The organism is Streptomyces sp. TSRI0281 (genome assembly GCF_001905125.1).
Classification (GTDB): domain Bacteria; phylum Actinomycetota; class Actinomycetes; order Streptomycetales; family Streptomycetaceae; genus Streptomyces.
Window position 1 is genome coordinate 193,150 of the sequence record NZ_LWLE01000007.1, and the last position, 5,843, is coordinate 198,992.

Annotated in this window: 5 protein-coding genes and 1 pseudogene; 5 read left to right on the plus strand and 1 reads right to left on the minus strand. The window is 70.8% G+C overall.

Features of this window, described 5'->3' with window-relative positions; all coding sequences use genetic code 11:
* Window positions 1-966, plus strand: a pseudogene (locus tag A6A29_RS46490) (type VI secretion protein); the annotation flags it as partial.
* Window positions 967-1,009: 43 nt separating this feature from the next.
* Here the strand turns inward: A6A29_RS46490 and A6A29_RS14785 are convergent.
* Window positions 1,010-1,630, minus strand: coding sequence for a GNAT family N-acetyltransferase (locus A6A29_RS14785; RefSeq protein ID WP_079182752.1), 621 nt, complete (start codon window positions 1,628-1,630; stop codon window positions 1,010-1,012).
* 131 nt (window positions 1,631-1,761) lie between these two features.
* Here A6A29_RS14785 and A6A29_RS14790 point away from each other — a divergent pair, with 131 nt between their 5' ends.
* From A6A29_RS14790 to A6A29_RS14805, 4 genes are all read left to right on the plus strand, one after another.
* A complete protein-coding gene (locus A6A29_RS14790; protein WP_073720521.1) occupies window positions 1,762-2,709 on the plus strand; it encodes an ATP-binding cassette domain-containing protein in 948 nt (315 codons plus the stop codon).
* The gene (locus A6A29_RS14795; protein WP_073720522.1) at window positions 2,706-3,557 is read left to right on the plus strand and encodes an ABC transporter permease subunit; all 852 of its coding nucleotides are present in this window, start codon (window positions 2,706-2,708) and stop codon (window positions 3,555-3,557) included. The genes A6A29_RS14790 and A6A29_RS14795 overlap by 4 nt, the downstream gene beginning before the upstream one ends.
* Before the next feature lie 80 nt (window positions 3,558-3,637).
* Window positions 3,638-5,026, plus strand: a complete 1,389-nt coding sequence (locus A6A29_RS14800) for a histidine kinase (protein WP_079182753.1) — start codon at window positions 3,638-3,640, stop codon at window positions 5,024-5,026.
* Window positions 5,023-5,688 (plus strand): response regulator, encoded by a 666-nt coding sequence (locus tag A6A29_RS14805; RefSeq protein ID WP_073720523.1) that lies wholly within the window; start codon window positions 5,023-5,025, stop codon window positions 5,686-5,688. Before A6A29_RS14800 ends, A6A29_RS14805 begins: the two co-directional genes overlap by 4 nt.
* The last annotated feature ends 155 nt before the right edge of the window (window positions 5,689-5,843 follow it).

Consider the following 5,843-nt stretch of genomic DNA (forward strand, 5'->3'; position numbering starts at 1 on the left):
CCCCCCACACCCCCCACGCTCCTCCCCTCCCCCCGCACCCCCCTCCTCCTCTACGCCCCCGCCGCCACCCGCCGCCCCACCGTCGTCCAGGCCATCCAGGAAGCCGACGGCCCCGCACTCGTCGTCACCTCCGACCCCACCGTCTGGGCCGAGACGAAGGACGCCCGCAGCAAGCTCGGCCCGGTCCTCGTCTACGACCCCGGCCACCTCTGCGACACCCCGGCCCGCCTCCACTGGTCGCCCACCGCGGGCTGCGAGCAACCCGACGTGGCCGCCACCCGCGCCGCCGCGCTGCTCGCCCCGGTCCGGCCGCAGGCCCGGATCGACGCGGCGACGGCCGACACGGCACAGACGCTCCTGCAGTGCTGGCTGCACGCCGCCGCGGTGGACGGCCGGCCCTTCCGCCAGGTCCACCGCTGGGCCCTCGGCGGCAGCGCCCACGAACCGGTGCGCCTGCTCCGTACCCACCCCAAGGCCGCCTCCGGGCTCGCCGGACTGCTGGAGTCCGCCTTCACCGCGTACCCGGAACGCCGGGAAGTGGCCCAGGAGTTGACCGTACGGGCCCTCACCGCCCTGTCCTCGGTCCACATCCGGGAGGCCTGCACGGCGAACCGAGCGGATTCGCTCGCGCTGGAATCATTTACGGGTGAAGGGGGAACGCTCTATGTGGTGGGCGAACCCATCGAGGATCCCCGCTCCCACCCCGGCGCGATGCCCCTTCTCACCGCGCTCGCCTCATACGTGGTCGAGCACGGCCGCCGCATGGCCGCACGGTCATCCGACGGTCGGCTCGACCCACCAATGACGCTCGTCCTCGACGACGTCGCGGCCGTGGCTCCTCTTCCCCTGCTCCCGGAGCTGCTGGCGACCGGTCAGGACCAGGGCATGCCCACCTTGGTCCTGCTCCGCTCGCAGGAACAGGGCCGCGCCCGCTGGCAGCAGCAACTGCAACTGCCCGCCACCTGAATCAGGCGGCCAACGGGACCGGGGGTTCCGGGGTTCCTCGCGGCTACTCCCGGCCCAGGACGTACTCCAGCTCCCATTCAGGCACTCCCGCAACGCCCGTGCCACCCGCATCGTCCACATCACCCGTGTCACCCGTGTCACCCGTGTCACCCGTGTCACCCGGCAGACGAACGGTCTGCCCGGACGGCACGAATCCGAACCGGCGGTAGAAGGCGGCGGCCCGCGGGTTGTTCTCGTGCACATACAGCCGCACCCGCTCAAGCGGCGGCTCGGACAGCGACCAGGCCCACTCGACCGCCGCACGGAACAGCGCATCGGTCACCCCGGTGCCCCGCACCTCCGGCCGCACGAACACACCGACCAGATGCCCCTGGTTCACCTCGGCGGGAGCCCCGAACCGCACCTCGTCCTCGGGCAGCTCGACGAGCAACGTGACCGACCCCACCCACGTACCGTCCGGCGCCTCGGCGACGAACTGCCGGACACGCGTCCCCGTGGCACCGGTGGCAGTCCGCTCCTGCCAGAACTCGTCCGGCTGCGCGACCGCGTTCCCGTACGTCTCCAGGAACGCCACGGGCGCCACAGGGTCCTGAAGGGCGACCAGCCGCAGCTCTCTGGCCTGCGGCCATTCCTCGGCCCGCACGGGGCGAATCACATAATCCATGCGCCGATCCTGACCTCCGGCGCGCAGGAGGGGCAAACCGGTTTCGGCGTCGTACCCCGGTACTACGCCCCCGCCGACATCCCGCCCCCGGTCGGACGACCACCGCCCGGCCGCTCCGTAGCGTCGACGGCATGATCAAGGCGTACGAACTCACCAAACGGTACGGGGACAAGACCGTCGTCGAGGGCCTCGACTTCACGGTCCACCCCGGAACCGTCACCGGATTCCTCGGTCCCAACGGGGCAGGCAAGTCGACCACGATGCGCATGCTGCTCGGCCTGGACGCCCCGACCCGCGGCCGGTCCACGATCGGCGGGCGGACCTACGCCACCCATGCCGCGCCCCTCACCGAGGTCGGCGCCCTGCTGGAAGCCAGGTCCGTCCACCCCGGCCGGTCCGCCTTCCACCACCTGATGGCGCTGGCGCACACCCACGGCATCCCAGGCAGCCGCGTCGAACACGTCCTCGACCTGGCCGGCCTGACCGAGGTCGCACACCAGCGGATCAAGGGCTTCTCCCTCGGCATGGGCCAACGGCTCGGCATCGCCGCCGCGCTCCTCGGCGATCCCCGCACCCTCATCCTGGACGAGCCGGTGAACGGGCTCGACCCGGAGGGCGTCCTGTGGATCCGTAACCTGCTCAAGTCCCTCGCCTCCCAGGGACGTACGGTCCTGATCTCCTCGCACCTGATGAGTGAGACGGCCCTCACCGCCGACCACCTGATCGTGATCGGCCGGGGCCGGCTCCTCGCCGACACCACGGTCGCCGAACTGGTCCGCACGGCGGGCGGCGCCTCCGTCAAGGTGGTCACCCCGCAGGCCGCCGCCCTGCGCGCACTGCTCACCGCCCCCGGCGTGGAGATCACCACGCCGGGCAACGACCAGCCCGGCCGGCTCGGCCAGTTGGAGGTCAGGGGCGTGGACGCGGCGCACATCGGCCGGATCGCAGCCGCTCACTCGATCGCCCTCCACGAACTCACGCCGCAGACCGCGTCGCTGGAGCAGGCGTTCATGGACCTCACCCACGAATCGGTCGAATACCGAGCCCCAGCCACCCCCCTGACCGGAGCCGCGGCATGACCACCACCGACCCCACCGCCACCACTCCCACCACCGATCCCACCACTCTCACCACCGTCGACCCCACCGCCACCGTCCGCCCGCCGTACCGCATCACCCCGGCCCGCGTCCTGCGATCCGAGTGGCACAAGCTCTGGTCCCTGCGCTCCACCTGGATCACCGTCGGCTCAGCCGCCGCGCTGATCCTCGGAATCGGTCTGATCATGGGTGCCACCTACACATCCGGCGGCGGCGATTCCGACGTCGACACGGTCATCCTGACGCTCTACGGCACCCTGCTCGGCCAGCTCTGCATCGTGGTCCTGGGCATTCTGGTCACCGCGGGCGAGTACTCCACCGGCATGATCCGCGCCTCGCTCACCGCCGTACCGACCAGACTCCCCGTCCTGTGGGCAAAGGCCGCGGTCTTCGCCGTGTCCGCCTTCACGATCATGTTCGTGACCGCGCTGATCACCTTCTCCGCCGCGCAGTTGTTCCTCCACGACACCGACCAGTCGGCCTCCCTCGCCGACCCGGGCGTGCTGCGAGCGGTGGCGGGCAACTCGGCGGCCATCACCCTGCTGAGCCTGATCGGCCTCGGCCTCGGCGCGCTGCTCCGTTCCGTGCCCGGAGCGATCGGTGCCTTCATCGGCGGAGTCATGATCGTCCCTGAGATCCTGGGCATGATCCCGTACGAGACCGTCGAGACGGCCATCAGGTACTTCCCGACCCAGGCCGCCGGAGCACTCGGCTCCGCCACCCCGATCCCGGACACCGCCACCCCGGGCACGGCCCTGCTCGCCCTGTTCCTGTGGGCAGCGGCCTCACTGGGCGCGGCGGCCCTCCTCCTGCGCCGCCGGGATGCCTGACGGCGAACAGGCGCCAGGACGGGGACGGGGACGGGAATGGTTGCGGCGAACAAGGCGACGGAGCCGACGAGGATGACCCGGTGACGGACAACAAGGCACACGCCGAACCAGGCGTCGGCGGTACGGGACACGACGCGACCACCCAGGACGGGCAGGACGAACCCGACCGGCAGTACCGGCGGGACGGGCAAGACAAGCAGGAAGGGCGGGACCAGGAGTGGTTCACGGGGACCGCTCCGCTCACCCGGTACATCCAGGGGCGCCTGCACCGCCTGCGCGCCCTCGACCGGCGCCGGCCGAGGGTCTGGGACGTCCTGCTGACCTCTTTCTGGGTCCTGGTCACGGTGCTCGACTTCACCACGGGCGGCTGGCGGACCGTGGCACGCGACGTGGACGCGCCCGAACCGCTGGTCCTGCTGATGACCCTGGGCTTCTCCGTGCCGTTGCTGTGGCGGCGCACGCATCCGGTGGCCGTGCTCGTCCTGATGGCGCCGGTGTCCATGGCCAATATCTGGACCGGAGCCGTCGTGCAGGCCGCGTTCCTCCAGCTGATCCCCGCGTTCCAGATCGCTCTGCGCCTGCCCCTGAGGGCCCTCGCGGGGGCGGGCCTGCTGATGTGCGCCCCCGCCGTGGCCGGGGCGGCTCGCATCCCGGAAGTCTGGAACCAACAACTGGTCTCCTACCTCTGGGGCTTCGCCTTCGTCTCTCTCCTGGGCATCGCGGTCCGGACCCGCAAGGACTACACGGAGGCCCTGGTCGAACGGGCCCACCGGCTGGAACACGAACGCGACCAGCAGGCACGACTCGCGGCCGCGGCCGAACGCACCCGTATCGCCCGCGAGATGCACGACATCATCGGCCACAACCTCTCCGTCATCACGGGCCTGGCGGACGGCGGCGCCTACGCGGCGGCGAAGACCCCGGAGCGAGCGGTCCAGGCGCTGGAGGCCATCGGCACCACCAGCAGACAGGCCCTGTCCGAACTCCGCCGGCTCCTGGGCATCCTGCGCGAGGAACACCCCGACGCCGACCGCACCCCCCAGCCGACGCTGAACGACCTGCATCCCCTCGTCACGTCCGTCGGTGCCGCGGGCCTCCCGGTGCGTCTGGACATCCACGGCACGCCCCTGGCCGCCTCCCTCACCCCCGGACGCGAACTGACCGTGTACCGCGTGGTGCAGGAAGCCCTCACCAACACCCTCAAGCACGCGGGCGGCGGCCCCGCCCTGTCCGCGGTGGTCACCCTCACCCACAGCCGTACGCATCTGGAAACCCGGATCACGGACACCGGCCCCCGGACCCTCACCACCACCCCGGCAACGCTTCCCCGCGGCTCGCACCATGGCCGGGGGATCACGGGTATGCGGGAGCGCGCCGCGCTCTACGACGGCACAATCGAAGCGGGCCCTCTGCCGGACGGCGGCTGGCAGGTACGACTTCGCCTTCCTCTGGAGGACACTCCCCCGTGACGACCGTACTCATCGCGGACGACCAGCCGATGCAACGCTTCGGCTTCCGCATGTTGCTGGAGAGCCAGGACGACATGACCGTCGTCGGCGAGGCGTCCAACGGCACCGAAGCACTCCATCTGATCGGCCAACACCAGCCCGACGTCGCTCTGATGGACATCCGTATGCCGGGCCTCGACGGCATCGAGGCCACCCGCCGCATCATCAGGTCGGGCGCCCGCACCCGCGTCCTCATCGTGACGACCTTCGACCAGGACGAGTACGCGTACGACGGCCTCCGCGCCGGAGCCAGCGGGTTTCTCGTCAAGGACGCCCTGCCGGAGGAACTCCTCTCCGGCATCCGTGCGGTGGCGGGCGGCGACGCGGTCGTCGCCCCGAGCCTGACCCGCCGGCTCCTGGACGCGTACGTACAACATCTCCCGGCCGTACCGGGCGACCCCACGTCGGCGGACCCCCGCATCGCCACCCTCACGGAGCGGGAAAGGGAAATCCTCACGGTGATCGGTCAGGGCTGGTCCAACACGGAAATCGCCGCCCGCCTCCATCTCGCCGAATCGACAGTGAAGACGCACGTCACCCGCATCCTCGCCAAAACCGGAGCCCGGGACCGCGTCCAGGCCGTCATCCTGGCGTACGACACCCGCCTGGTCATGCCGGCCTAGACGCCACCGTTCCGTTTCTCCTGTCCCCAGTCCCCTGATTCCTCCCCTGCCTCCACTTCCACGAAGGCAGGGGAGGCAGGGAAAGGGAAACGGGTGGTGAACGCAGAAAAGCCCCGTGCCACAAGGCACGGGGCTTTCCCGGAAAAATTGTTCGG

Excerpts from the sequence above, each read along its gene's own strand:
- A6A29_RS14790 (WP_073720521.1), top strand. The coding sequence starts at position 1,762 with ATGATCAAGGCGTACGAACTCACCAAACGGTACGGGGACAAGACCGTC.
- A6A29_RS14795 (WP_073720522.1), top strand. The coding sequence starts at position 2,706 with ATGACCACCACCGACCCCACCGCCACCACTCCCACCACCGATCCCACC.
- A6A29_RS14785 (WP_079182752.1), bottom strand. The coding sequence starts at position 1,630 with ATGGATTATGTGATTCGCCCCGTGCGGGCCGAGGAATGGCCGCAGGCC.